A 25,110-nucleotide genomic window follows, 5' to 3' on the forward strand; every position below is an offset into this window, starting at 1 on the left:
GACGATGCGCGCAAAGAGGGAGGCTTACAGCATGCTTGAGAATCTGTCGCAAAGATTAGCTGATCTAGATTGGAATTTCATCCAGCAATCGCTGGACGAGCACGGTTATGCCAAACTACCTGATTTGTTATGCAATACGGAATGTAAGGAAATCATAAGCACTTACGAGGAAGAAGGACACTTTCGAACGACCATTGACATGGCTCGGTACCGCTTTGGAATCGGGGAGTACAAATATTACAACAATCCCCTTCCATTTTTGCTTCAACAGCTGCGCGAAGAATTGTATCCGGAACTTGCCATAACAGCAAATCGCTGGCTAGAACAATTGGGCCGCAATGCTTCTTATCCGGTAACATTAGCGGAGTTCCTCGATCAATGCCATCAAGAGGGGCAGAACCGGCCAACCCCATTGATCCTGAAATATGAAGCGGGGGGATACAATTGTCTGCATCAGGATTTGTATGGGAAAGTATTCTTTCCCTTTCAGGTCGTATTCGCTCTTAATCAAAGAGAAGAAGATTTCACAGGCGGGGAGTTACTATTGGTGGAGCAACGTCCGAGGGCGCAAAGTAGAGGCCATGTCATCACATTGAAACAAGGAGAAGGTCTGATTTTTCCAGCCAATCATCGCCCGGTTTTGGGAACGCGAGGCTATTATAAAACGACTCTTCGACACGGTGTAAACACAGTTACAGCAGGCACAAGATACAGTTTGGGTATTATATTTCACGATGCGAAATAATAGCATCTTTTATTTTGGATAGGAGAGGCAAAGAAGGTCATAAAATATGGTTATTCCGTGTATGGATCGTCGAAAGACTGCGATGTCTCCCTATTTCGACCATAAAGGGTTCGGCATTTGCCGAACCCTTTGTATTTCAGGATTTTGTATGAAGTAATCGGATACCGACTTTGCATAAAAAGTGACGTCATTAAAACCGAGAGGAGGGTTGTTAGTCTCGGTCTGATTTTTTCCATGAATGATTTAAATACTTCAATCCATGTCCAACACTTTCGTAAGTTTAGGCCTCGCATTCACCCATTCAACCATGCCCGCGAACGTATTTTTATCCGTCAACGTCAAGTTTTCTTTCTTCATCCGTTGAATAACATTGGAAGAAGTTCCGGTAATAAGCTTTGCTACAGCACGATTTTCGATGGAACGTTGAAGCTGAGCTACAGCTGCTGACGTCAAGGCACCAAAAGTTGGGACTTTAGCAGTTTCCGAATAATACTGACGGTTGTGTAATGGCAGCAGTTGAACAGCGGGTGAGCGGACGTAACTGGGAACGGAGAAGTTAATACATTACTGCATTGCAATAATTACGACTAAAGTCTAGGCAAATTCTGGACTTGAGCAAGATCTCGCTCCATCTCCTTAGTTGTACAATAAATACATCAAAGTCGAACGATACCAAAAGGAGGAGACATGATGGTTATTGAAGGAATGAAGCGCACGGGTGAAACAAACAAGTCGTCCGTAAAGTTTTTTGAGGGAGAGAAATGGTTAGTACTGACCGGGTTACTCGGCTTTCTACTTGCTGGGATATGTGCAGTGTGGGTATTGTTGTATGGGGGACCTGTATCGCCTGATGGGAATATCTCCAACGCAGTCTCTTTTAATGCGGCACTGGGAATATTTCTGCTGTCAACGGCGGCGCTCGCTCCATTTTCTGCAATGGGTGTGAAAGGCAGAGCCTTCTTCCGATGGTCTTATATCCTACTGGCTCTTTATTCCTACTTTGCGGAAACCGTGCAAAATTTTCGCGGCGTCAACCCAAGGTTTGTGAAGAGTGGTATGCCCTTTGACGAGATGGTCGGTGATATTTTCGCTTTCGTAGCTTTGTTTTTGATTCTGTGCTACCTGTTCTTAGCCATTCAATATTTCCGCAAAAAAGCGTACATGCGCCACCCAGCGTTGGTTGTAGGTATCCGATATGCAATGATCGCAGTCATGCTCTCGTTTATGGCTGGTATTTGGATTTCAGTCAACAACGGCCGAATCGTAGGCGTTCACGGGAATATTATTGTTCTACATGGCCTTGGCTTCCACGCGCTGCAAGCTTTACCGGTTGTCGCTTGGCTGTCTGACCGCACTTCATTTACGGCAAATGCTCGCAGCAAATGGACTCATTTAACAGGTATCACCTATTTACTCGGTTTAATCGCAATTGGTTGGCAGACATATCTTGGCCGCAGCATCTTCGAATGGTCTGTACTCTCGCTTCTCATCTGCAGCTGTTTCCTGATCTCATTAGCGACAGGGGTGCAAGTGCTGCGTAAAACGTCATTGCCATCTATCGGCGGTAAGTTCATGTAAGCATATAGTTTAATCGATTGGTTTCTATAATGGAGGAGCTTGCATCGCGGTAGCTCCTCTTTTTATTCATTCAACTAAGGGCAGTTATGCGTGGTTTGGCATCACAAAGAAGGTACATTTTCGTATGAGATTAAAAAAATAATAAATATTTACTTCCTTTGTCGATTTCAGCATTATTCACTCGTCGTATTCATGAAGGACAAATTCAATTAGCAAGGTTGTTGAACTTTATTCAACAGGTGTGATAAAAGAAATAAGTAAGCATCATTTGTGTTTCTATAGTTTTTGTAATCAATTTGGAGTCAGTTAAAAGGAGAGATGGACGATGACAAGAACAATTTCTAAAGGCCGACTATGGACGGCAAGAGTGATGAGCGGAATAGCCATTTTGTTTATGCTGCTTGACAGTATCATGAAATTATTTAAACCTGCGTTTGTTGTTGATGCTACCGTATCACTTGGTTACCAGGAACATCATATTTTTTTGATGGGCATACTTGGACTTCTTTCTACTATTCTTTATGCCTTACCTCGTACAACGATCTTAGGTGCAGTGGTGTTAACCGGTTATTTTGGCGGCGTGATTGCGACACAGGTTCGTCTAGATGCCCCACTTTTTTCTACGATCCTGTTTCCCGTTTATCTTGCAGTGTTGGTTTGGGGAGGTCTTTGGTTGAGGGATGAGCAAGTCCGCAAATTCTTTTCTTTGCAAAAATAGATAAGAGACTTTTAGTGAAATTAAGATTTGAAGTAATTAGTAGGCGTTCACTCTATTGGGTGAACGTTTATTATTTTTGTGGGAGTGGTGGAGGAGGATGCTAGGTTAGATGAACAACTGAAAGAAATTTTTGGAACATAGCATGCTCAAAGAACTTATTGACGATAAAAGATATCATGACTTCGTTTGAAAATCAGGGACTTATGCTAGAGAAAAATACAGAGGATATTCATCCTAATAATGTATTTATCATGGAATTAAATGGAGTTAAACCTCATATTTTTGAACTAAATGATAAGTTGGTGTCCATATATATTTACGAATCGGAAAAAAACCTATTTTAGCTCAACCTCATAATCAGTGCTTGCGTAATCAGCTCATAAGTCGAAAGGCGCAGGAGCGAAGAGTAGCCCAGCAGTTCATTCAGCTTTTTCTTGCTTTCTGCTGATAGAGATTCCGTTTGAGGGTTCAGCAATCGGTGATTCGCTTTGAGTAATGCTCTTGCTCGTGGAGAAAGCGTGCTTTGTACAGATTTACGAACCTCCTGCAAGGCTTCAATGATAAGGTCCGAAAATCCTCCAACTTCCTTCAGCACAAAAGATCCAGCATCGTCTCCCCTTTTGAGGTCATGAATGCCTGTATTGTAGGTATGCCCTTTCTTGATAGCAAAGTCATCGACCCCCAAGACCAGGCCGCTGCTTTCCTTCGCTTGTGTCCACGCTTGCTTGGAAAGTCGCTCGTTCTCCACAGGGACCGCTTCGTTGTGCATCCGTTGCACGGTGCAGGCCGGTGCTTGCTGCATAAGGGCTATGCGCAGCGGTGGAACCAAAAGCTTGCTCAGCCGCCCGTTGTCGAAGTAGTTGGATGTACCGTTGTTTAGACCCGACAAACGCATACATCCAGACAAAACCGACATCACATAACGAAACAATACAACCGAATAATAGGTAACACGAGATACACCTTTTTTCTGAACGCCGGAAGATGTCTAACCGTACGCGAATCATTGGTTCCTTTCGTATGACAAATTCATCGGATTGACAAAGCGGACAGCCTTGCTTGTGGGCTACTGGTGTTACCTCTATATGAATTTCATCTGCATTCATCGGCAAAATATGGTGGATCTGTAGCTCTGGTATGTCGAGCATTTCCTTGATACACTGATTCTGCATCTGTTTCTTCCTTTTTGTTGTTGGGTAGGACTTTCAACAATATAGGATTAGCAGATGTTTTTCCATTTTCAACCTCAGATCAATTCGTCAATTACTGGTTTTGGTTTTGAGCCCTTTTTCGAATTGTTTTTTTCAAGTTTTGACGACTTTTTTCACCGAAACCTGACATGAAGCGCTTTCTTTTCAGTCAAATGCAGAGATGAAACCGCTATGCTAGGGAAAGATTCGACACGGGTGAAATCGGGAGGAACAGGTCGCGTGGGCACGGAAAGAGGTTGCGCAAGCTGTACAAGCCGGAATTATCAAGGGTTTTGAGGAGGGCAGTTTCCGTGCGAGCGCAGAAATAACCCGCTTTGAAATGGCGGCAATGATCGCAAACGCTTTAGGTTTGTCTATCGATTCGAATGCCTCAACCCAATTTGCAGACATTGGGCAGAAGGTGCATTCAGAAACTTGGCCTAGTGGAAGGCAAAGGTTCAAATGAATTCAATCCTTTAAACATGTTGGCACAAAATAAAAATAACGAGTAACCTGCCTAAGATCCGATACCCCAACTGCGTGAACGATAAAGTTCACGCAGTTAATTTTATGAGAGAAATTTTCGATTCGATATGATAGAATCACAGACGACAAAGCAAGAAACATGATTGAAAAGAGGAAGTTGGATGAGTCAGAGAAAAACACTGAGGTTATTGATTAGCATGCAAGTCGTATACGTTTTATTTATCGTTGTGTGGTTGTTTGTTTCTGCCATTGCAATGATGGGTGTTTATGAAAATATGTTCGAAGAGTTGAAAACCTGGCTTTTTCTTGCCTACTTGCTCTCTTATCCGAGCAGCGTGCTGGCAGCTTTGATAGCAGGTTGGGTACTCTACAAACGCAAGAAATACGGAGCTGCGCTCCTATGGAATGTATACCCGTTGCTGTGGATCTTGAGCTTGATCGGCATATTCACGTTCGTTGAGTTTTTTGGAGGGTAAGAGTCGAAATGTGCTCGCCGAAAGAGGTGATTATTGAATGAAGTCACATAGTTGGCGCAAGAGACTCGTTATATTGGTCGGCTTGATGATTGCTGCAGCAGCATTGTATGTGCCGATTTCAGAGACTATTTCTGCTAAGAGCGGTCCTCAGGCAGTAGAAGGTATCCTTGATCTGCGACAATGGAGTTTGTATGAAGACGGACCTGTCCGACTTAACGGTCGCTGGTCCATGTATTGGAATCAGCTGCTGACAGAAACCAAAGTCACTTCAGAGAAGGGCGTGAAGCCGATTTTCGCACAGGTTCCCGGCGAATGGAAGAGCTATGGTCTGTCGGGGCGAGGCTACGCCACGTATCGGCTAACCATACTCACGCAAGGGGACTCCGGCACATTAGCGCTGCAAATTCCTGCAATAGCTCCAGCCTATCGCATACTGGTTGATGGTCGAGTTATTGCTGAGACAGGCGTCGTCTCATCTGAACGGACAGCCGTGCAAGCCGCCTATTTGCCCCAAACCGTTTCATTCGATCCTCCTGGAAAGGCGTTTGATCTTATCCTCCAAGTGGCCAATGAGATTTATCCGCATGGCGGAATCTGGTACAGCTTGTCGCTTGGCACTGAGCAAACGATGCTTGCCTTGAAGGAACGTACAGGTATCGTGGATATGGCGGTATTCGGTGGCTGTGCGTTATTGGGCTTATATCAACTCGCGCTGTTCGCGAATCGACGGTCGGAGCGTTCAGCCTTATATTTCGGCATTTGCTGTCTCTTAGGCGCCATCCGAATAGGAGCGGTAGGCGGGATGTATATCGTCCAACTCTATCCAAATACCGATATTCGGCTGCTAATTTTGCTAGAATATGTAACTTACTATGGAGGTGTAACCTTTGCACTTCTGTTTGTGAGAGAGTTGTATCCCAAGGAGTTTCACCCGGTCGTCATTAAATTGCTGGCTGGTGTTGGCTGTGCATTCATTGGAACTGTTATTCTGCTCCCTGCCGAATGGTATACACGATTTAATGATTTGTACAAATACGTCTCCCTCGTGAGTCTGGCATATATTTTATTTGGATTTGCATGGGCAGCCTGGCGGAAACGGGAAGGTGCATGGCTCCAACTTTTGGGATGGCTCCTCTTTGGTGTTGCGGCTCTCCATGATATTTTGTACAGCAACGGCTGGATCATCTGGGACGATCTTCAGCTCGTGCCGTACGGCTTTATCCTGCTCGTGTTTATTCAAGCGATGGAGCTTGCCCGCAGATTTACGAACGCATATCGCATTATCAGCCGAATGTCGGAACAATTGATAGCTACCAACCGGATGAAGGACGAATTTCTAGCCAACACTTCGCATGAGCTGAAAACGCCACTGCACGGTATTATGAACCTTTCTCTGGCACTGATGGAAGAGAAGGCGGGTTCGTTGAACAGGCACCAGCAGGAGCAGCTGGAGGTTGTGGTCTCCGTAGCTCGCCGCATGTCGAATCTCATTAACGACATTCTTGATCTGTCCCTTCTGAAGAACAGCGGTATTCAACTGCAGTGCAGAGCCGTCGACGTTCGCACAGTTGTATCGGCACAGCAAGAGGTGTTTCGCCATTATATCGGGGACAAGCCGGTAACGCTTAACCTCAATTGGCCGGAGACGCTGCCTTATGCGCATGCGGACGAGAGCCGTCTATTGCAGATTGTCTATAACCTCATTGGAAATGCGATTAAATTTACGCCGGAAGGCGAGGTTACTGTATCGGCGTGGGCGGAAGGAGGTAATCTGCATCTGGCGGTCGCCGATACCGGTATGGGTATCGAAGCGGATATGTTAGAAACGATCTTCTTATCGTTTGAAAAAGTAGGGACGTCCGTTGCCAGAGAATTCGGTGGTACCGGACTTGGGCTTGGTATCGCAAGGAGGCTGGTTGAGCTCCATGGGGGACAGATTTCTGTGAAATCGGAGGTGGGGAAGGGCTCCGTCTTTACCTTCACGCTTCCCGTCAGTGATGGTAGTCTCATGGAAGAAGTTCGGCTACCAAGCTCTTTAAACCTTGAGGCTGCAGACATGACGGCCGCCTGGCTGGAGACTGGGGCTACCGCGGCCTTTATCCCGGGTAGTGGTTCAAAACGGGATCACATGATTCTGGCGGTCGATGACGACCCGATTAATCTTCGGGTGCTTCAGGCGGTGCTGGCAGACGAGCCCTATGAAATTATTACGGCTGCGAACGGGAAGGAGGCCATGGAGATACTAAACCGTTTAGGCAGCAGGATCGGGCTAGTCATTCTGGACGTGATGATGCCGGGACAGACGGGGTATGAAACTTGTCTTCAAATTCGACAGACGTATGCGCTCTTCGAGTTACCCGTTCTGCTTACGACGGTACGCAACGAGCAGTCGGATGTGGTGTACGGCTTCGAGGTAGGTGCGAACGATTATTTAAGCAAGCCGTTCCAAGCCTATGAACTGCGGGCAAGGACGCGTACACTGCTGGAGATGAGGCGTTCCGCAGAGGATGCAGTCCGCTCGGAGCTGGCGTTTCTGCAGGCGCAAATTAAGCCCCATTTTCTATATAATGCTCTGAATACAATTATAAGCCTTTCACTGGAGGAACCTCAGACTGCGCATGATCTGCTCTTGAACCTCAGCCGTTATTTGCGCGGCAGCTTCGACTTCAAGAACAAAGAAAGGCTTGTTCCTCTGCGCAAAGAGCTGGAATTAGTCGAGTCCTACCTCCAAATTGAACAAGCCCGTTTCGGTGAACGGCTCCGTATCCGTTACGAGGTGGATGAATTCGCTTCTTGTTTGCTGCCGCCTCTGACGCTGCAGCCGCTCGTCGAGAATGCCGTGCGGCACGGAATAACCAAACAAGAAGAAGGCGGCACCGTGACGATATCCGTACACTCGGCACCTGGCTATATCATTCTCTCTGTTGAAGACGATGGCGCAGGTATGCCTGAGTGGGCGCAATCGATACTCTTGAAGAATTATGAAGGTAAAGGCGGCGTAGGACTTCGCAACATTCATCAGCGAATGCTGAGGATTTTTGGTACGGGTCTTGAGATCCAGGCAGGAGTCGCCGGCGGCACTAAAGTGACCATTCGCCTGCCCGAAGCTGCACGGAACAGCAAGGAGGAGTAAACATGATTCGAATCGTTGCGGTAGACGACGAGCTGCCCGCACTTCGAAGGGTAGGGAAGCTGTTGGAATCGTTCGAAGAAGTCCAGGTATGCGGTTTGTTCGATAAATCCACTGTTTTCCTAGAGTATATATTAACTGAGCCAGAGCCGATTGATCTGGTCCTGCTCGATATGGACATGCCTACGCTGCACGGCCTGGAACTGGCGCGTCGGCTTCGTGAGTGCCGGCCGGAGATCCATATCGCGTTCCTAACGGCTTATGAGGAGTTTGCCAGGGAAGCTTTTGATGTGGAGGCGCTTGATTATCTATTGAAGCCGGTGTTGAAGGAAGATTTGTCCCGCATGATCAGTCGGTTTTTGAAACGGAGCAGGCGCGACGCGGAAGGGGAAAATCGACCTGAAACGGGAATAGTGGTGAATAGCTTCGGTCCATTCACCATTACGATGGATAATGGCGTTCAGATCAAATTCCGCAACTCGAAAGGGAAGGAGCTTCTGGCGTATCTGCACCACCATCGCGGCAAACCGGTCAGCAAGGCGCAAATCATGGAGGAAATCTGGTATGGCCGTGATGTGGAACGGACTCAAGTCAATCTGCATTCCACGATCTACCAGTTGCGCAAAGATTTGGAAACCTGTGGTCTATCTGGTCTCATCGTGCAGACGAAGATAGCAGGGGGCAGCTACAGTCTGAATTGGTCTACATTCATATATGATGATGTCGTTGCTTACGAAAACGAGGTTAACCTGTTTAAGCGTACCTTATCATTGACACATGCGCTTCGAGCTGTGCAACACTATGGGGGTGGCTATTTGAGTGGAGGTGGATATGGTTGGGCTGCACCACGGCAGGCAGAGCTGGAGCTAAGCTATGCGGAACTATTGGAAGCTATTGTGGATACGTATGTACGGCAGCAGCGCTACGATATTGCGTTGAACCCGATGCGGAAATGGGCTGAACTGTTTCCCTTAAGCGGAAGGCTTCATGCCAAGATGATCGCGCTTCTGCTGCTAATGAACAGGGATGCGGATGCCAGAGCTTATCATGAGCTTGTGCGGGAGCTGCTCGATCGGACAGAGGATTTGTCGGAGATTGATTTTGTCAGCTTGTCTGTCAACCCGTCGGCCTTGTTTTGAAAGCCCATTTGGCAACAACGTGCTTTAGAAAATAGACCTCCGACTCCACTTTCATGTTGGTTCGGAGGTCTATTTTAATGTGAAAGAGGTCTTATTAGTCTTACCTATTAATCTCCTTGATTTGCCGAATTCCTTTTACAATATCGACCTTGACGCTCTCTTGCAACGAATATAATAGCGGTGCAGAAGGTATGTCAAACTTCATATGAGAATGGGGGATTTCTGTTAGTAACGTTCCAATAGGTTGATCTTGCTTATTTCGGATAACGTTCCAGAATATTCTCGACCTATTCTCTTCTGATCCCCATTTTTCAAGGGAGTTTCGAAAAATCAAACATTTTCCGATGACAAAGTCGTTCTCCTCAAGGGTCTCCTTAGCTGTGAATCCAGCGTCTTCCAGCCGATCAAATATCGTAGGCATAAGCTGATCCAAGTAAAGCCCGTAGGCTGCATCTTCGATTTCAAGAAAAGCAGCCGATAATTGCTCATGCATAGACTCGTACAAGGACCCCCATTCAGAATCGATATAACGGTTGCCTACTTCGCCAATTTGTTCGATAGTCATGTCATGATGGAAGGTTGGGAATTTTTTTTCCACAAAATACGCCTCCTTTTTTTACTTGCCCTTTCATTGTATAACATTGAAGCAAATTGGAAGGTTAAGGGAAAAAAACAACGAAAAGTAGAGTGTTATTTGAACAAACATTATAAATGTTGTTAATGTTTATATGCCATTGATATAATTGCGGTATACTAGGCCACTTCTCTTGGCATTGTGCTGTTTCTGGATGTACTTGACGCTTTGATCGCCAATCTGATGCTTTTGCTCACGAAAACCCATCAGCCAAAGGCGGATTCGACTCCATCCGCTCCTTCCTTCTTTAGCGAGTTTAAGCTTGGCTGGAAAGCCTTTATTCAGGAAAAACCGATTGTACTACTTACTGTCGGCACCGCGATTTTCGATATTGCGTTCATGCCGCTTCCGACCTTGTTTCCCTTTATGACCTGTCGCATTTCGGCCGCGGCGGCTACAGCGCGAGCGTGGTCGAATCCATATTCGGTATCAAGGCGCGATCCTGTTGTCTACGCTCGGTTCCCGCTTGAAAGACATTTCGTATATTTGCTTAAGTTTGGTTGGAATCGGCCTCACCTGCGTAGTTATCGGGGTCATTAGCCAAGAGTCGTTCATCCTGTTCGTCATCCTTTCATCCATCATGGGAATGGCGGCCCCGTTCTTCAATGGTCCTTATATGGCGATGCTTCCCGGGCTGTATTCCAATGTATTTTATTATTACGATGAGTTTTAATTATAAAAAATTCGTTTACATTGAATGCTATAACATTGACAAATCATACTGAGAAAAGCTATGATATCTCTTGTTGATTTGAAAGTAACAGGAGGTGTTTTGAATATGGCTGTTCCTCAAAGAAGAACGTCCAAAACACGTCGCGATAAGCGCCGTACTCACTTTAAACTGGCTGTGCCAGGAATGGTGAAGTGTGAACAATGTGCAGAATTAAAAATGGCACATCATGTTTGCAAAAACTGCGGTTCATATAAAGGTAGAGAGATCGTAAAAGCTCAATAATAATATGAATTGCATCTTAAATGACACTCTAATCAATTAGAGTGTCATTTTTGTATGATAAAGACATATAAAAAGACTGTATTCACTAAGGGGGAAGTAAAAATGACACCAAAACTAGATGTTAACCAAATCATTAAAGACCTTAGTAAAACAGGTGTAATAGAAACAACCGCGATAGCTGCTAATAAGATGAACGGGACCACGGAAGGACTTGTGTATACTCTTACAGTAAACGATGAACCCAAATACGTGCTGAAGATGGATAGCCCTCAAAATATTTTCTTAGTGGAACAATTACATCTGACTTATATAGAAAGCACTTTGTTGCCGAAACTTCTTTATACTGAACCTAATAAAGCATTCATTGTATATTCATATATTACTGGTACAACCCATTATAATCGTGGTTCAAAAATAGACTGGCTAACAACTCTAATCAAAGAACTCTTGAATCATTATGCAATTTATCAAAAAACAGACAAGTGGGGCTTCTGGTTGGAAGATCCTTGTCAAACTTGGCATGAATATATTGATCAGGGTGTGGAATATGCTCGAATTAATATTGGAAGTCTTTTACCCACTGAGGATTATTATAAAGTGAAATCATTTGTTGAAAACATATCGAAGGGAGAGAGACAAGAACGGTTTTTGCTTCACGGCGATTGTGGTGTCCATAATTTCGTGTTTGATAAAAATGCATTAATAGGAGTAATTGATCCCTCACCGATTGTCGGGCCTTTGCTATATGATTTTATTTATGCTTTTTGCTCCTCACCTGACGATTTGAACTTGGAAATTTTATTTCAAGCATTCACTTTACTAACTCATGAACCAATAGAAAGATCAAGGCTTATTGAAGAAGTGATCATTCAACTTTATTGTCGCATCGGGATTTGCTTAAAACATCATCCACATGATTTATCGGATTACTTAAAAGCATGGGACTATTGGAAAGTCTTATCGTAATGAAAAAAAACAAACGTCTTTATTCCGATGAAATGAACCGGAGCAGAGAGGCTTGTTTTAAATGAATTTTTTGATAATTGCTGTTTTCCCTAAACAACACCTTGAGCAATCATGGCGTCGGCCACTTTTGTAAAGCCTGCAATATTGGCGCCTACTACAAGATTGCCCGGATGCCCGTATTCCTCTGCCGCTTGGACGGCACTTTTGTAAATATTTTTCATAATCGCATGGAGCTTATCGTCCACCTCATGGAATTGCCATGAGTATCTCATACTGTTTTGAGACATTTCTAGCGCTGATACGGCAACACCGCCTGCATTCGCTGCCTTGGCCGGTCCAAAAAGCACACCTGCCTGTAGGAATACATCAATCGCTTCCAAGGTAGATGGCATATTCGCGCCTTCCCCCACCGCAATTACTCCGTTGCTTACAAGGATCCTCGCAGCATCCTCATTAATCTCGTTCTGTGTTGCGCTAGGAAGCGCAATGTCACATGGAACGGACCATATGCCGTGACAACCCTCATGATAGGTTGAGGTCGGATGATCCTTTACATACTCGCTGATTCTCTTTCTATCCACTTCCTTCAACCGTCGAATCGTGTCTAAGCAGATCCCTTTTTTATCATAGATATAGCCATTGGAGTCGCTGCAAGCAACGACCTTGGCGCCTAGTTGTATCGCCTTTTGCATGGCATAGATGGCCACGTTGCCGGAACCGGAAACTACTACGGTGCTGCCCTCGAAGCTAAGGCCCTTGGATTGCAGCATTTCATTCACAAAGTAAACACATCCATACCCAGTTGCTTCAGTGCGTCCTAAGCTGCCGCCATAGATGATACCTTTACCTGTCAGTACACCAGCCTCGTGAGCACCGCGAATTCTCTTGTATTGACCGAACATGTAACCAATTTCGCGTGCGCCTACGCCAATGTCTCCTGCCGGAACGTCGGTGTCCTGACCCATATATTTATAGAGCTCTGTCATGAAACTTTGAGTAAAGCGCATGATTTCATTATCGGACTTTCCTTTAGGATCGAAATCGGAGCCGCCTTTTCCGCCGCCGATCGGCTGGCCTGTAAGGGAGTTTTTGAAAGTTTGTTCAAATCCAAGAAATTTAATAATGCTCGCATTAACGGAGGGATGAAAACGCAACCCACCCTTGTACGGCCCAATCGCACTGTTAAATTGAACACGAAAACCACGATTAACTTGCGTTATCCCTTGGTCATCTACCCAGGGCACGCGGAAAGTGATTAAGCGCTCTGGTTCCACGATCCGCTCAAGAATACCGTATTTCATATACTTCGGATGCTTAGAGAGAACCGGGATCAGCGACTCTAAAATCTCCTTCACAGCTTGATGGAACTCATATTCATAAGGATTACGTTTGACTACGGTTTCGTATACGACGTGTACATATTCCCTTGCAACTGCCTCATTATCCACTTGAACAATCACAACCTCATCCACCTTCATAATCAGTTATAGTAAAATGTCTAATAGTATAGTTTTACCTTATCCTTGGCAATTGGGCAATTAAAATTTACATGTCATGTAAGCTTACTTTTTTGTGTTAATTAAGTGCTCATTTGGTATAAAATAACATGACATACATGCTGCACTACTAGGGGGTGAAGTTGATGTGATTGAGGTGGGTAACAGGGCGCTTTCTGTCAGTTTGGCCTTATTGTCGCACTAGATTAGATGAGGACAAATTTTTGTAACATGACGGAAAATAATAGTTCAACATTAAAAGGGCTGCAGGGGCAGCCCCAAAAAATCGGAGGTATAGGATCAACCTAAGTTATTTGGAGAGTAGCTTCAAAAACTCACGCATGAAGCCTGGTAAATCCGGCCAAGCGTGACCAGTGACTAATTTACCATCCACATGAAGTAAATCTGTTGTATACAAAGCTCCGAGCTGCTCGACATCTAAACGACAAGCGTTATAGGCAGTCATGGTGCGGCCTTCAAAAAAGCGATTGTCTTTTAAAGCGGAGAATACCTGTGCAGCATGGCAAATAGCGCCGATTGGTTTATCAGCTTCAAGGAAGTGACGAATAATACGTGGAACATGTTCGTTCGAACGGATGTACTCTGGGGCTCTGCCTCCAGGAATGATTAAACCATCATATTGACTAGGATCTACATCAACGAAAGCGATGTGTGACGGCAGCAGATGCCCCGGTTTCTCTGTATAGGTCTCCCAATCGTCGATAAAATCGTGAACGACTGTACGAAGTACTTTCTTCGTCGGTGAAGCAATTATGGCCTCGTACCCTTCCTCTAATACACGAAAATAGGGGTAATAAACTTCTAGAACTTCTGCAGCATCACCAGTTAGAATTAAGATTCTCTTTGACATGGAATCACTCCTTGGAAATAGATGGTAACCACCTATAATTATGAATAAACCTCGTTTCGTTGTAAACGGGTGGAATTTGATACGATTTGTCGAATCGAACGAATGAAGTATATCCCAAAGACTCTTTACCACTCATCCTACTAAAAGTATAATAAGATTAGAACGAATGTTCTGGGATTGGAGTTGAGTCATAATGAGTATTAGTAATCGTGAGAATAAAAAGATAGCCAACGTAATGGCTAATGCCTTACTTAGCCAGCAATTTATTATTGTAAAGATTTATAATGAGGCTGGGGATGGGCAAATTACAGGTCTAATAACCAAAATTGATCAAGAGATAAGAAGAGTAAAGTTATCCCACGAAAATGGTACGGATTGGGTAGCATTTGACGATATCTTGAATGTAGAATTGGTGGAATAATACTTAAGTTATACTTTGCTTTTTATTTGGCAATACTAGTGGTTATTGCGTTAAAAACGGAAAAGAAAGAAAACCTGTTTACCGGATAATGTTCGAATTAAAAATGTATCCATATTGGAATTGAAAATTGAATAAAGTATTGCCTGCAATATGGTTAATTTCTCTTTTCAGGTAAGACGCAAGAATGAAGAAGCTGAGATCAATGATCCAGCTTCTTTTTATTTTCTTCGGTGAAAATAAAGTCAGTAGCTTCATAAAAACCAGCGTATTCATCCCCTAAAATTGAAAGCAAAAGTGAATTTCGTAAAAGGTATACTGAAACGTGAGGGAGAAAAAAAGGTCTTCCTTGTACAAAAACAAACATTTAGTGATTGACCAATCAATAACAAGATGATATGATGATTTCAAGTTAGTGATTGATCAATAACAAATAACGAAATGAGGCCGATGAAAATGGAAAAAGCAATTGTAATTGGAGCAACGGGCGGGACGGGAGCAGCCATCACGGAAGAACTGGTCAAACGGGGGATACGTACTATTGCATTTGGGCGTTCGCGTCAGAAATTGGAGCAGTTTGCTGGAAAGCTTGGAAATCCCGCGCACTTGACACTGGCCGTTGGAGACGCAATGCGCCCTGATGATATTGTAGCTCAAGCAGGCGGTGCTGACGTTTTGTTCCATTGCGCGAACGTACCCTATCACGAGATGGAGAAGAAGCTGATACCTCTAGGCCAATCGGTCATGGAGGCGGCAGAACGGCTAGCGATTAGAGTTGTAGCGATTGACGGGATCTATCCTTATGGGAGAAGACAAACAGCTCTTGTGACAGAAGAGCATCCCAAACAGCCTCATACGAAAAAAGGAAAAGTCCGCCTGGACTATGAGCGGATGTTGTTTAGCAAGCGGTGGAGCAAGGCCAAAGTCATGATTGTACGCTTGCCCGACTATTATGGACCAACGGCTAATGAAGCCTCGTATTTAGGTTCAACCTTAGAAGCGATCGCTGCTGGGAAAATGGCTTTTTTCGTTGGCAACATGCATGTTCCTCGCGAATTCGTTTACTTGCCGGATGCGGCTGCCATGATTACCGAGCTGGCAAGCAAAGACTTCAGTTACGGACAGAACTGGCATATACCCGGGGTTGGGCTCATATCAGGACGAGAGATCGTACAGATTGCACAAGCGGCAAGTGGCCATGTTAAACCGGTCATTCCAATGAAAAAATTAGGTTTATCAATACTAGGTATGTTCGTGCCTGTCATGAAAGAAGTCATCGAGATGCTTTACTTAACCGAAGAGCCTTTGACACTAAGCGGTGACAAATACAATCGGTTAATCGGACCAATCGCCGCGACGCCGTTCCAGGAGGGTATTACCGCAACTATTATGGCATTGCAGCAGGGGAAATCAACTATTGCGTGATAGTTATTGAATGATTAATTACAATGAAATCTCTGTCTACCAATAGAATGTGACTATAGTTCGACAAAATAAGTGCTGAACTTATCTATAATGTGACAAACATTTATCCAATGTAAACTTATAATGTATATATCACAGAATCAGAAGTCCTGCTTCTCATTTACAGATACTTGGGAGGGATGGTCAACATGGACATGCAGTTCATAAAAAGGTTACACACGCTCAATCGTCGCGACGAATTGAGATCAAGACTACTTATTGAAGGTGTTAAACTCACTCTCAAACGAAAAAAGAAATTGAGTTTATTCGGCAGGTTTTTTAATAACAGAAAGAAACCGGTTATCGCTAAAGGATGGAACTGAAATTTTTTTGTAATCATCACGGATAGTTGTATCACTATATTGGTGGCACCAAATAACTATGGCGGGAGCTGGTTTATCCGGATCTCGTCTTTTTTACGTTTCAGCACGAAAAATGGTCCCATCATCACGGAAGTAATATGCGATTTCATCCGTTCTCGTGCTCAGTCTTACGGATTTATTAGTAAACTTTTCGATGATTCCGCGATCTACTTCGCAGTACACACCGTCAGCGTCCGTCTGCCACACGGAAACCGAAGTTTGTGATAATGCTGCAGCAAATAGATCCGCATCAGATTCCAGCATCTTAGGCATTAGCGTCGACCTCACCTTCGGATAGGTCAATTGCGACCAGCTTATACAAAATATTACTTGAGTATATGTAATAGCTTATCATGTAATAACGTAGTTATGTTAAAATAACAACATGCACTAGGTTCATGAAAGTTTTGTTTGGAGTTGAAATTAATGTACTTGCGAAGTCTTGAGATTCTGAGGAATGATCGTACGGATCCGAAAACCTATCCTTTTTCCATACCTGCTGTGAAGTCTTTAAATTCACTTTCATTTCGAACGAATGTCACCTTTCTTGTTGGGGAGAATGGTTCGGGTAAATCAACTCTCCTTGAAGCAATTGCTTATCAAAGTGGGTTTAATACGGCTGGCGGAGGGAAGAACAACTATTATGATGTGGATGCTTCGCATTCCATTCTTGGGGATCATATTCGTCTTTCATGGATGCCTAAAATCACGAATGGCTTTTTCCTAAGAGCAGAGACTTTTTATCACTTTGCATCCCATTTGGATACTTTGCCCGAAAGTCTGCAATATTACGGTGGTCGTTCTTTACATGAGCAATCGCATGGGGAAGCGTTTCTTTCTCTTTTTAAACATCGTTTTGGGAAAAAGGCGATTTACCTTCTTGACGAACCTGAGGCGGCTCTATCCCCTGCAAGGCAATTGGCATTAATGCGGGTTATCAAGGATTTAGAGAAAGAAGCTCAGTTTATCATTGCAACGCATTCTCCGATACTTCTCGGATTTCCAGATGCACAGATTATTAACTTTGATGTTCATCCCGTAGAGGAAATTAGATATGAGGACACGCTCCATTACATCATCACAAGACGGTTTCTTGAAAACAGAAAGACGGTCCTGCAGGAGCTATTTTCCGATTCCGATGATGAAAATTAGCGAAAAACTTTAGTTTAACAGGAGCTGCTATGAAGCGGCTTCTTTTTTTTATTTCATTAGGGAATTTAAATGGAGTTAATGGATAAAAATAATCATTAATCATTAAAACAAGGGAGTATAACCAATGAATTCAAACCATGTACCATTGACGTCATCAGAAATAGGAAACTTGTGGATGACTTATCAAGAAAAAACAATGTTATTGCAGTTTTTAGAGTATTTCCTTGAGCATGTAGAAAATGATGACATTCAACAAATCTTAAAGTCGACTTACGATTCATCGGAACAAATTGTAGAATCCATTAAACATATTTTCCAACAAGAAGGAGCAGTTATTCCACTTGGCTTTACGGCAAACGACGTTAATAAAGGAGTTCCTAAGTTATTTGATTTTCTGTATGAGCCCATGTTTTTACATATGATAAGCAAGATTGAGGCTAGTCTTTTTGCATTGTACTCAACGATGTCCTATCGTAAAGATATAAGACAACTATTTAAGCAATTAACAGCAAACGCACAAGAGATGTTTGACCAATGTACACAGTTTCTTTTAGATAAAGGGGTTCTTGTCCGCCCTCCTTTTATGACAATGCCCAAAGAAATTGCCTTTATTAAGGATGAAAATTATTTATCAGGATTTAATTTGCTAAGGGAAACAAGATCATTAAATGCCATTGAAATTTCCCTTTTACATCATGCCATTGAGACTAACCTTACCGGCATGCAACTAATGATTGGGTTCGCCCAAGTAGCTAATGATAAGAAAGTTAAAGAATATTTTGTTGAAGGAATGAAATTGTCCAAAGAAGTTGAAACAACACTAGGTGAATATTTACGTCAAGATTACATAGAGCCGCCTGCCACTCATGCAGGGAAAGCGACGAATTCTACGGTTGCTCCTTTTTCGGATAAGTTAATGATGTATATCACTAACTTATTAGGATCATTTGGTATTGGTAGCAATGCACTGGGTGGAGCTTTTAGTTTGCGAAGTGATTTGCTGGTGACGATGGCTCGACTTACTCAGAAAATTATACCCTTTGTCAAAGACGGTGGAGAATTAATGATCAAAAACGGTTGGATGGAGGAACCACCACAAGTTGAAGATAGAAAACAACTAACGAAAACATGATGCAAACGAACACATGTAAGCTGCCGCAATTTAATTGGGCAGCTTGTTTATGTTAACGGACAAATTAAGCACAATAAACATTTATTTGGGATTATTGTTAATTCGAGAATTAAAGGAGGCAGAGTGTCTTGAATTTTGTCGATGTAGTAGAAAAAGGGGAAAGATATTGCCAAATCAATACTGATAGAACTTGAAGCATTGGCATTAGGTTCATCAATCGGTTATGTTTCTCATATAATATTCAATTATATCTTTCCGGCGAATAATTCCTATGAAAATATTTTCGTCATCTACAACCGGAACAAAATTTTGATCAGCTGCTAGCGCCAGCATATCTTCCATGTAGGCATTAATTGAAACGGACTCATTATGAATATGCTTCTCAATTTCGCTCACGGGCACTTGATCCAAATTATCAAAATGAAGCCCAGGTGTATTCTTTAAGGTCCATAACAGGTCACCTTCCGACAGTGTACCTACATATTTCCCGTCACTAGCAACAATGGGAAGTGCTGTGTAATAATGATTTTCTAATTGTTCTAGCGCTTCCCGCATGGAAGCCGACGATGTAATAAAGGCAACCTTGTCTTTGGGTAATAGAAAAGAGGCTATTGTCATAGTGATTAACTCCTTTTCTCAGAAATTTCAATCAATTATATGTTCATTAAAACATAAATGTCTTACAAAGGCATTGGAAAATGTTTCCATTTAAGCGAGTGACACCAGTATCTTAATAAATGATTTCATCCAAAACTTGCGTTAGCCTAACCAGATCCTCCCTAATATCCCGGCAAGACCTACTGATCATACTCAACTCTCTCCAGCCTTCCTCTATTTCAGCAATCATCAGGTCAATATCTCCATTAGTGATCTTTCTTTCCTCCATATTGGTTAGCATTCGAAGCTCCTTTAATCATGTTAATTGTTTCATTAGTATAAGTTTCGTTATGTTGTTCACGAATGAGGGTGTAGAGGACAGTCGAATTATGAATGACAGCTGTTTTGTGGTTCACATATTAAGCAAGAAAGCAGATAGAACCATTCCGATTAGAATAAATATCCATTGATTAATAACCTGAAGCTAATTAAAATAGTAAAAGTTATTAAAACTAAATATGAACCCTCATCAACCTAGATGAGGTAGAGGTCGCGATGTTGAAGAGTACATCGGAGGAAGTCCAGTAAAGACTGTTAATTCCGATGAAAAGGCAACATTGCCGAAGCCGCACGGTATACTGACCGCGCTCGGCTGGGGCCGTTTCCGAAAGGAACGGAACTGTCATACTGTTGAATCCAAAACAGTGTGTTGTGCTATCTTGAAACAGGATAAATGAGGGAGTAGAAGCTGCCTAACTTATTTAAGAAGAGAGGCGGCTTTTTTGCGTTTGTAGCCTTCTATTTAAAGAAAGCTAACGGAAAACAAGATAAAGGGAGCGTATAGAAATTGAAAGAGAACAAGTTACGTAGAGGCTTGAAGTCGCGCCACATGACGATGATTTCACTCGGCGGATCGATTGGAACAGGGTTGTTCCTAGCTAGCGGCGGGGCGATTCATACGGCTGGACCAGGCGGCGCGCTGTTAGCATACTTCATCATTGGAATTATGGTTTACTTTTTGGTTACAAGCTTAGGAGAAATGGCGACATTTATGCCGGTATCTGGAACATTCAGTACCTATGCAACGAAATTCGTAGATCCATCCTTTGGCTTCGCACTAGGGTGGAATTATTGGTATAACTGGGCAATTACAATCGCGGCAGAGTTGTCCGCGGCGACGTTAATTATTAAGTTCTGGCTGCCTGACAGCCCCTCGTTCCTATGGAGTGCATTATTTCTTGCATTGATGGTTGGTCTTAATTTATTGTCTGTTAAAAGCTTTGGTGAGTCGGAATATTGGTTCGCTATGATAAAGATTGTAACAATTGTTGTGTTTATCGGTATCGGATTGCTAATGATCGTCGGCATCTGGGGCGGAGAAGCGATTGGATTCAGTAATTTTACAGCAGGTGACGCGCCGATTTCGGGCGGTTTGCTTGCAGTTCTTGGTGTTTGTATGGCTGCTGGTTTCTCCTTCCAAGGAACAGAACTCGTCGGTATTGCAGCAGGGGAGTCTGAGAATCCTCGGAAGAGCGTTCCTCGCGCGATCCGCAGCGTGTTCTGGAGAATTCTATTGTTTTATATCTTAGCTATTTTCGTTGTTGGCATGCTGATTCCGTATTCCACAGATACATTGGCTAGCGACAGCGTAGCGGCGAGTCCGTTTACGATTATTTTCGAAAAAGCAGGCTTAAGCATAGCAGCTTCTGTAATGAATGCCGTAATCCTTAGCTCGATTTTATCCGCAGGGAACTCAGGGATGTACGCTTCTACACGCATGCTGTGGGTATTGGCGAAAGAAGGTAAAGCACCTAAATTATTCACTAAATTAAATAAAAGCGGGATTCCAGTTTACGCCCTGCTCGCGACAGCTGCAATCGGAATGCTTGCTTTCCTTGCCTCCTTCTTTGGTGATGGTCAAGTGTACATTTGGCTATTGAACGCATCAGGTATGTCTGGATTCATTGCATGGCTTGGTATTGCAATTAGCCATTACCGTTTCCGTAAAGCTTACGTTGCACAAGGGCACAAAGTAGCTGATCTTCCATACCGCTCCATGTGGTTCCCGTTTGGGCCGATCTTGGCAGGGGTAATGTGTATGATTGTCATCATTGGCCAAAGCATTAGCGCATTTTCGGAAGGTCAGGTGGACTGGAAATTCTTATTCGCTTCCTATGTTGGAATTCCATTTTTCTTGGTGTTGTGGCTGGGCTACAAGTGGAAATACAAAACAAAAGTGTTAAAACTGGAAGAATGCAATTTGGATTCAACAGAAGATTAATTGAACAAAAGAGCAAAGGCTTAAGCGCCTTTGCTCTTTTTGCATAGGGACTGTCCCAAATTGTCGCACAGTATATCTCTCGGACATCTTCGACTACTTTTTGGACAGCTCTCTCTCATTGATGTAAAGAATACTTGACATAATGTATAATGAATAATATACTGTGTATATAATACTTTACTTTTTCTATAAATATTAACAGAAAAGGAGTGGTGAATATGTCCTTTCAAGAAAAGAGAAACGTCGTATCTTTAATTTCTACCTTACTAATTTTTTCTATCTATAGTATGTATGTGTTTCAAAAGTACCAAGAAGGGAGCTTTCATACATCAAATGCATTCAGCTTCTGGGGAGCCTTCATCTTAATCCTAATCCCAGTGTCGATTTTAGCAAAAATCATCATTCATATCGTATTCAGTATTGTCAATACCATAGCAACGAATGAGAAAGAACCTCGAATTACGGATGAGCTGGACCAATTAATTGAATTGAAATCCACAAGAAATTCTCATTATGTCTTTATCATTGGTTTTCTTCTAGCGATGATACCGTTGGTTATGGATCAACCACCCTATGTTATGTTCATCATACTTATTAGTTCAGGGTTATTATCAGAGGTGATTGGAGTCATCACACAGCTGTATCTTTATCGGAGAGGAGTCTAAGATGGGCAAAGGTCATATTAGCAACAATATTCGGATCTTACGCTTTAACCATGATGAAATGACCCAACAACAGTTAGCAGATAAAGCGGGGGTGACACGACAGACCATCGTTGCCATCGAGAAAGGAAATTACTCCCCTTCTCTGGAATTGGCTTTTCGTATTGCTCGCGTGTTCGGCTTAACGTTGGAAGAAGTGTTCTCTTTTGTGGAAAATTAGGAGGGGTTAGCAATGATAAACCGTAATACAGAAGCTTCACCGCTTTATTATGCTAGAGTCGCAGGGTTAGGGCTTCTACTTATGGCCGTACTTGCTATGTTTTCTAATTTTTCTGTTCTTGAGGGTCTTATTGTACCGGGTGATGCAGCAGCAACCGCTAGTAACATCATAGCCAATGAAATGTTATTTCGGAGTGGATTTATCAGCTTTGTCATCGTGCTTATACTTGATGTGCTGGTTGCTTGGGCACTGTATGTTCTGCTCAAACCCGTTAATAAGAATCTTGCCATGCTCGCGGCGTGTTTTAGATTGGTATACACCGCTATTTTTGGAATCGCCTTGTCTAATTTTTTGAATGTTCTACCACTTCTAAATGGTGCTGAATACTTAACGGTATTCACAAAAGAACAGTTACACGCTCAGGTGTTGTTACTGATTGATGCCTTTAACAATGGATGGCTTATTGGATTGGTATTTTTCGGATTTCATTTGTTGGTGGTTGGTTATTTAATAGTCAAATCAGGAGGCTACCTACCAAGAATAATTGGGATCTTCTTGATCATTGCATCTGTTGGATATGTAATAGATAGTACTGCACATTTTCTTCTACCTAACTACACCGACTATAAAACAATATTCCTATTGATTGTAGCCGTACCTGGTGTGATTGGAGAGTTATCATTAGCTTTCTGGCTTCTGATTAAGGGTATAAAGGTTCAACAGAGGTAATAGTTATCCAAAATAAGAGGGATACCGATTAGATTATGGTCATATTTCTTAAAGCGATACTCACAAAATCAACCTCCCACGATGGGAGGTTTTTTATTTTCGAACAATATGACTATTCACGCCGAACAAAATTCTCCCTTACCCCCTCGCAACCCAAAACACGCAACAAATTGCCTACCCATCACAAACAACTGTCGGTTCTTACCCAGATCTCCATTCGGTACAATGAAAGCGCATACTGCTTTCGTAAAGGAGAATGAATCATGAACTTTGACCTAAACGTTGTACCTTTCAGCCGGAGAGTATCCTTCCTAGCGATTTCGATTCTGCCTGAAGCCCAAGATAGACAACAAGGCCTGTATCTGCGCACCGTTCGTGGCGGCGACGATAAATTTGGCGAGGCGTTCCATATGGATATGCTGGATGAAAGCGGTCAATCCGTGTCATTCCAGGCAATAGCTTGTCCGGAGTTGATTAGGCTTGAATCGACAGGAGGCTTAAAGGCTGAGATTTGTATTTCCGATCACCGAACATTTCGGATTCGCACGAAAGGCTGTGGCATTCGCTTAACCTTCCGCACGGCGGCTTACGATTACACGTATCAAGCAGCCTCCAGCAGCAGGGAAGTGAATAGCTTCACCCATGAATGCAGGTTCATGCTGACAGCGCTAGGTGGCGACTTGAGGATGGAAGTGCCATGGGACAAAATTAAAAGCTCCTACGTAATCGCAGACTTCTTGCTTGACCGCAAATCAGGTATATCCGAGTTTGCTGTAGAGGAATTCCATACCGTATGGGAGCCGCGCGCTGCTTGGGAATCCTTCGATGACGCTGTGAAGCAAGTGAAGGAAGAGTTTAACCAGTGGCTGAATCGCACCCTATATCTGCCAGAACGCTGGCATGAAAGTCGGGAACTTGCGGCTTATATCACATGGTCCTGCCTCGTTCCGGCAGAGGGGTGCCTAACTCGACCGGCGATGTATATGTCGAAGAACTGGATGACGAATATTTGGAGTTGGGATCACTGTTTCAATGCGATGGCGCTCGTTCGCTTCGATCCGAAGCTGGCGTGGGATCAATTCATGATATTCTTTGACCGCCAGGATGAGAGCGGCTTGATTCCGGATTTCATCAATAATAAGTATGAACTCTGGAACTGCAACAAGCCGCCGATACACGGTTGGACACTTTCCTGGATGATGTGCGCTGGAGCATATCTCGAAAGAAGCGTACACACAGCCGGAAATTGTGCGTTCGGCCCCGCATAACAGTACCGTTCACCGGAACGATGAATCGTCCCTAGATGATCCGAAACAGTGGTGCATTACTTGGCGGGCATATTTGAAAAGACGCAACCGGTATAAACCGATCTATCCTATTATCTTGCTATCATCTATAACAGAGAGGCTCCGTGAGGGGCCTTTCTTTTTTGTCAGGGATCGGCCTTGGGGTTGTTTGTTTAGTCGCTATTATTACCGGAGGAGTTTTGCTTCATAATGAGCTATTGAATCTTCACAACTGGGGTTATTGTTAAAGGATTGGAAATTTACTGGGGAATACACGGTACTTCTTGTTTTGGTACTTACTTTGGTGAATCCTGTTTGGAGGAACCCTCTAATCTTCTTTTTACTGGTTTTTCTCGCAGGAATGTTATGGGGGAGTATGGTCATCAAGTATCGTACATTGCGGGGTTCAATCATTAGCCATTC

25 protein-coding genes, 2 pseudogenes and 1 riboswitch are annotated in these 25,110 nt (G+C 43.3%); of the genes and pseudogenes, 19 read left to right on the top strand and 8 right to left on the bottom strand.

Annotated elements, in window-relative coordinates; genetic code table 11:
- Positions 1-31 precede the first annotated feature (31 nt).
- The gene (locus QFZ78_RS28360; RefSeq protein ID WP_307552503.1) at positions 32-745 is read left to right on the top strand and encodes a 2OG-Fe(II) oxygenase; all 714 of its coding nucleotides are present in this window, start codon (positions 32-34) and stop codon (positions 743-745) included.
- A gap of 252 nt (positions 746-997) precedes the next feature.
- On the opposite strand, the gene QFZ78_RS28365 is transcribed toward QFZ78_RS28360, so the two are convergent.
- Entirely contained in the window at positions 998-1,198 is a 201-nt protein-coding gene (locus QFZ78_RS28365; protein ID WP_307552505.1) for a hypothetical protein, read from the bottom strand.
- Between the two features lie 237 nt (positions 1,199-1,435).
- On the opposite strand from QFZ78_RS28365, the gene QFZ78_RS28370 reads away from it, so the two are divergent.
- The gene (locus QFZ78_RS28370) at positions 1,436-2,323 is read left to right on the top strand and encodes a hypothetical protein (protein ID WP_307555936.1); all 888 of its coding nucleotides are present in this window, start codon (positions 1,436-1,438) and stop codon (positions 2,321-2,323) included.
- A gap of 325 nt (positions 2,324-2,648) precedes the next feature.
- Positions 2,649-3,041 (top strand): DoxX family protein, encoded by a 393-nt coding sequence (locus QFZ78_RS28375; protein ID WP_307552506.1) that lies wholly within the window; start codon positions 2,649-2,651, stop codon positions 3,039-3,041.
- A 391-nt stretch (positions 3,042-3,432) separates the two neighbouring features.
- On the opposite strand, the pseudogene QFZ78_RS38785 reads toward QFZ78_RS28375, so the two are convergent.
- Positions 3,433-4,213: pseudogene (locus QFZ78_RS38785) on the bottom strand (transposase family protein); the annotation flags it as partial.
- Positions 4,214-4,478: 265 nt separating this feature from the next.
- Here QFZ78_RS38785 and QFZ78_RS38645 point away from each other — a divergent pair.
- From QFZ78_RS38645 to QFZ78_RS28395, 4 genes and pseudogenes are all read left to right on the top strand, one after another.
- Positions 4,479-4,697 (top strand): annotated as a pseudogene (locus QFZ78_RS38645) (S-layer homology domain-containing protein); the annotation flags it as partial.
- A 181-nt stretch (positions 4,698-4,878) separates the two neighbouring features.
- Positions 4,879-5,193, top strand: coding sequence for a hypothetical protein (locus QFZ78_RS28385; RefSeq protein ID WP_307552509.1), 315 nt, complete (start codon positions 4,879-4,881; stop codon positions 5,191-5,193).
- Between the two features lie 37 nt (positions 5,194-5,230).
- Positions 5,231-8,326, top strand: a complete 3,096-nt coding sequence (locus tag QFZ78_RS28390) for a hybrid sensor histidine kinase/response regulator (protein ID WP_307552510.1) — start codon at positions 5,231-5,233, stop codon at positions 8,324-8,326.
- Between the two features lie 2 nt (positions 8,327-8,328).
- Positions 8,329-9,462, top strand: a complete 1,134-nt coding sequence (locus QFZ78_RS28395) for a response regulator (RefSeq protein WP_307552512.1) — start codon at positions 8,329-8,331, stop codon at positions 9,460-9,462.
- A gap of 100 nt (positions 9,463-9,562) precedes the next feature.
- Here QFZ78_RS28395 and QFZ78_RS28400 read toward each other — a convergent pair whose 3' ends face one another.
- Positions 9,563-10,060, bottom strand: coding sequence for a DUF6022 family protein (locus tag QFZ78_RS28400; RefSeq protein WP_307552514.1), 498 nt, complete (start codon positions 10,058-10,060; stop codon positions 9,563-9,565).
- Between the two features lie 204 nt (positions 10,061-10,264).
- Between QFZ78_RS28400 and QFZ78_RS28405 the strand changes: the two genes are divergently transcribed.
- The 3 genes from QFZ78_RS28405 (at position 10,265) to QFZ78_RS28415 (ending at position 12,017) form a co-directional block, all read left to right on the top strand.
- Positions 10,265-10,636, top strand: a complete 372-nt coding sequence (locus QFZ78_RS28405; protein ID WP_307552515.1) for a hypothetical protein — start codon at positions 10,265-10,267, stop codon at positions 10,634-10,636.
- 238 nt (positions 10,637-10,874) lie between these two features.
- Positions 10,875-11,051, top strand: coding sequence for a 50S ribosomal protein L32 (rpmF, locus tag QFZ78_RS28410; protein WP_029193705.1), 177 nt, complete (start codon positions 10,875-10,877; stop codon positions 11,049-11,051).
- Between the two features lie 102 nt (positions 11,052-11,153).
- Positions 11,154-12,017: an aminoglycoside phosphotransferase family protein gene (locus QFZ78_RS28415; protein WP_307552517.1), complete on the top strand. Its 864-nt coding sequence runs from the start codon at positions 11,154-11,156 to the stop codon at positions 12,015-12,017.
- 89 nt (positions 12,018-12,106) lie between these two features.
- On the opposite strand, the gene gdhA is transcribed toward QFZ78_RS28415, so the two are convergent.
- A complete protein-coding gene (gene gdhA, locus QFZ78_RS28420; RefSeq protein WP_373460185.1) occupies positions 12,107-13,477 on the bottom strand; it encodes an NADP-specific glutamate dehydrogenase in 1,371 nt (456 codons plus the stop codon).
- 346 nt (positions 13,478-13,823) lie between these two features.
- Complete coding sequence (locus QFZ78_RS28425) at positions 13,824-14,384, bottom strand: DJ-1/PfpI family protein (protein WP_307552521.1); 561 nt, start codon at positions 14,382-14,384, stop codon at positions 13,824-13,826.
- A 193-nt stretch (positions 14,385-14,577) separates the two neighbouring features.
- Here QFZ78_RS28425 and QFZ78_RS28430 point away from each other — a divergent pair, with 193 nt between their 5' ends.
- On the top strand, positions 14,578-14,805 hold the full coding sequence (locus QFZ78_RS28430; protein ID WP_307552523.1) for a YolD-like family protein: 228 nt from the start codon (positions 14,578-14,580) through the stop codon (positions 14,803-14,805).
- A 453-nt stretch (positions 14,806-15,258) separates the two neighbouring features.
- Entirely contained in the window at positions 15,259-16,227 is a 969-nt protein-coding gene (locus QFZ78_RS28435) for an SDR family NAD(P)-dependent oxidoreductase (RefSeq protein ID WP_307552524.1), read from the top strand.
- Between the two features lie 455 nt (positions 16,228-16,682).
- Here QFZ78_RS28435 and QFZ78_RS28440 read toward each other — a convergent pair whose 3' ends face one another.
- Positions 16,683-16,901, bottom strand: coding sequence for a hypothetical protein (locus QFZ78_RS28440; protein ID WP_307552526.1), 219 nt, complete (start codon positions 16,899-16,901; stop codon positions 16,683-16,685).
- A gap of 153 nt (positions 16,902-17,054) precedes the next feature.
- Between QFZ78_RS28440 and QFZ78_RS28445 the strand changes: the two genes are divergently transcribed.
- Together QFZ78_RS28445 and QFZ78_RS28450 are read left to right on the top strand one after the other, a co-directional pair.
- A complete protein-coding gene (locus QFZ78_RS28445; RefSeq protein ID WP_307552528.1) occupies positions 17,055-17,780 on the top strand; it encodes an AAA family ATPase in 726 nt (241 codons plus the stop codon).
- A 124-nt stretch (positions 17,781-17,904) separates the two neighbouring features.
- Positions 17,905-18,912, top strand: coding sequence for a DUF3231 family protein (locus tag QFZ78_RS28450; RefSeq protein ID WP_307552530.1), 1,008 nt, complete (start codon positions 17,905-17,907; stop codon positions 18,910-18,912).
- Between the two features lie 213 nt (positions 18,913-19,125).
- On the opposite strand, the gene QFZ78_RS28455 is transcribed toward QFZ78_RS28450, so the two are convergent.
- Positions 19,126-19,530 carry a CBS domain-containing protein gene (locus QFZ78_RS28455; RefSeq protein WP_307552532.1) on the bottom strand — a complete coding sequence of 135 codons (405 nt, stop codon included), beginning with the start codon at positions 19,528-19,530 and terminating at the stop codon, positions 19,126-19,128.
- A 112-nt stretch (positions 19,531-19,642) separates the two neighbouring features.
- Entirely contained in the window at positions 19,643-19,810 is a 168-nt protein-coding gene (locus QFZ78_RS28460; protein WP_307552534.1) for a hypothetical protein, read from the bottom strand.
- 235 nt (positions 19,811-20,045) lie between these two features.
- Positions 20,046-20,234: riboswitch (Lysine riboswitch) on the top strand.
- Between the two features lie 164 nt (positions 20,235-20,398).
- On the opposite strand from QFZ78_RS28460, the gene QFZ78_RS28465 reads away from it, so the two are divergent.
- The 5 genes from QFZ78_RS28465 to QFZ78_RS38650 all read left to right on the top strand — a co-directional run bounded on the left by QFZ78_RS28465 (position 20,399) and on the right by QFZ78_RS38650 (position 24,669).
- On the top strand, positions 20,399-21,790 hold the full coding sequence (locus tag QFZ78_RS28465; RefSeq protein WP_307555938.1) for an amino acid permease: 1,392 nt from the start codon (positions 20,399-20,401) through the stop codon (positions 21,788-21,790).
- A gap of 218 nt (positions 21,791-22,008) precedes the next feature.
- A complete protein-coding gene (locus QFZ78_RS28470; RefSeq protein ID WP_307552536.1) occupies positions 22,009-22,455 on the top strand; it encodes a hypothetical protein in 447 nt (148 codons plus the stop codon).
- 1 nt (position 22,456) lies between these two features.
- Positions 22,457-22,672, top strand: coding sequence for a helix-turn-helix transcriptional regulator (locus QFZ78_RS28475; protein WP_307552539.1), 216 nt, complete (start codon positions 22,457-22,459; stop codon positions 22,670-22,672).
- A gap of 12 nt (positions 22,673-22,684) precedes the next feature.
- A complete protein-coding gene (locus QFZ78_RS28480) occupies positions 22,685-23,401 on the top strand; it encodes a DUF4386 domain-containing protein (RefSeq protein ID WP_307552541.1) in 717 nt (238 codons plus the stop codon).
- 998 nt (positions 23,402-24,399) lie between these two features.
- The gene (locus tag QFZ78_RS38650; RefSeq protein WP_373461145.1) at positions 24,400-24,669 is read left to right on the top strand and encodes an MGH1-like glycoside hydrolase domain-containing protein; all 270 of its coding nucleotides are present in this window, start codon (positions 24,400-24,402) and stop codon (positions 24,667-24,669) included.
- Positions 24,670-25,110: the final 441 nt, after the last annotated feature.

Origin of the sequence: Paenibacillus sp. V4I5, assembly GCF_030817255.1 — a bacterium.
In the GTDB taxonomy this organism is placed as follows: Bacteria; Bacillota; Bacilli; order Paenibacillales; family NBRC-103111; genus Paenibacillus_E.